Source organism: Streptomyces rectiviolaceus (assembly GCF_039533825.1).
Classification (GTDB): domain Bacteria; phylum Actinomycetota; class Actinomycetes; order Streptomycetales; family Streptomycetaceae; genus Streptomyces; species Streptomyces rectiviolaceus.
In genome coordinates, this window is sequence record NZ_BAAAUG010000174.1 from 1 (window position 1) to 1844 (window position 1844).

General features: G+C 73.5%; 1 protein-coding gene. It reads left to right on the forward strand.

Features of this window, described 5'->3' with window-relative positions:
* Positions 1 to 1324 precede the first annotated feature (1324 nt).
* Entirely contained in the window at positions 1325 to 1501 is a 177-nt protein-coding gene (locus ABD378_RS37755) for a Trm112 family protein (RefSeq protein WP_344528797.1), read from the forward strand.
* The last annotated feature ends 343 nt before the right edge of the window (positions 1502 to 1844 follow it).

Consider the following 1844-nt stretch of genomic DNA (forward strand, 5'->3'; position numbering starts at 1 on the left):
CGTCGAGGCCAGGGACGAGGCCACGATGGCCAGGGCCCGGGACGAAGCCCTGGCGATCATCAGGGCCTGACCCCCACACGCCAACCACGTCCCACGCCCACCGCTCCCGTGGGGCCCCTGGGCGACCACTCCACCACTCCAGCCCACCCGCCCATCCCCCGCGGCCAGGCACCCCGGCACTCCCGCCCCCCCGTGCCGCCGCCGCGTGTGCGGGGTAAGCGGATCACTGCCCTTGCCATCCGGGCGGACCGTGTTTGTGGGTAGGCCGGATCACTGGGCGTGCCACACCCGGGCCGCCGCGTGTGCGGGCAGGTGCTCCACTGTGCTTGCCCGTGCTGGCCGCTGCATGTGCGGGTAGGCGTTCCGCCGCGCTTGCTTATCCGGGCGGCCGTGTCTGTGGGCAAGGCGGATTACTGTGCTTGCCCACCCAGGTCGCCGGGCACGTGCTCTGCCGCGCTCGCCTACCTGGGCGGCCGTGTTTGGGGGGCGGGTGTTTCACTGCGCTTGCCTACTCGGGCGGCCGTGTTTGTGGCACGTGTTCTGCCGCGCTCGCCCGCCCGGGCCGCCGCGTGTGCGGGCAGGCGCTCTACCGCGCTTGCCCACTCGGGCGGCTGTGTTTGTGCGCAAGGCGGATTACCGTGCTTGCCCCCCAGGTCGCCAGGCACGTGCTCTGCCGCACTTGCCCACTCGGGCGGCCGTGTCTGTGGGCAAGGCGGATTACTGTGCTTGCCCCCCAGGTCGCCGGGCACGTGCTCTGCCGCGCTTGCCCACCTGGGCGGCTGTATTTGGCGGCAGGTGTTTCACTGCGCTTGCCTATCCGGGCGTGGGCAAGGCGGATTACCGTGCTTGCCCCCCCAGGTCGCCGGGCACGTGCTCTGCCGCACTTGCCCACCGTGGCCGACCGCGTGTGCGGGCAGGTGCTCCACTGCGCTTGCCGGTGCGGGCCGCCGCATGTGCGGGCAAACGCTCCACCGCGCTAGCCCACCTGTGCGGCCGTGTTTGTGGGCAGGCGGTTCACTGCGTTCGCCCACCTAGGCCACCGCGCCTGCGGGCAGCCGCCCCACCGCGCTTGCCCACCCGGGCCGTCCCGTACATGCGCAGGCGTTCCGCAAAGCAATCGGGGCATCCCCTGCTCGGGCGAAGCCGAGAGCTGGGGGAAGGGGCGGTGCAAACGACCCCCGGGTCGTACCCGAAGAACGACCGGAGTGCCCCACCGGGAGCCATGGGGGCGAAGCCCCCGGTCGTACACGCCCAAGGCCCCGGGGCCAGCGGTAGGCTGACCAGGCGACATTCCTCACCTCACCCGCTCGAAGGGACCCACCCCATGCCGCTCGAAGCCGGCCTCCTGGAGATCCTCGCCTGCCCGGCCTGCCACGCCCCCCTCAAGGAGGCGGACGCGGAGCTGGTCTGTACGGCAGACGGCAAGGACTGCGGCCTCGCCTACCCCGTCCGCGACGACATCCCCGTCCTCCTCGTCGACGAGGCCCGCCGCCCGGCGTAAGGCCCTGCAGAGCCCCGCAGGACCCCGCAGGGCCCCGCAGGCTCCCGAGCAAGGAAGCCTGCCCAGGCCCCGCAGGCCCCGCAGGCCCCGCAGCCCCGCGTAAGCCCCGCCCAAGCCCCGCGCAGCGACCCGCACCCACCCCGCAAGGCCCGGCGTTACGACAAGAAGTGCGACCGGCGGCGCCCGCCCCGTCGCCCGGCGAATCGGAGGCCCGACCCCATGCTCGACGAATCCCTCCTTGACGCCCCCGAGGCCCTGGCCGTGGCCGATCGCCGCGGCCTCCTCCGCGGCGCCGCGGAGGCAGGCGCCCGCGTCCGCACAGCGGTGCGGCACGCCACGGAGG

Excerpts from the sequence above, each read along its gene's own strand:
- ABD378_RS37755 (WP_344528797.1), top strand. The coding sequence starts at position 1,325 with ATGCCGCTCGAAGCCGGCCTCCTGGAGATCCTCGCCTGCCCGGCCTGC.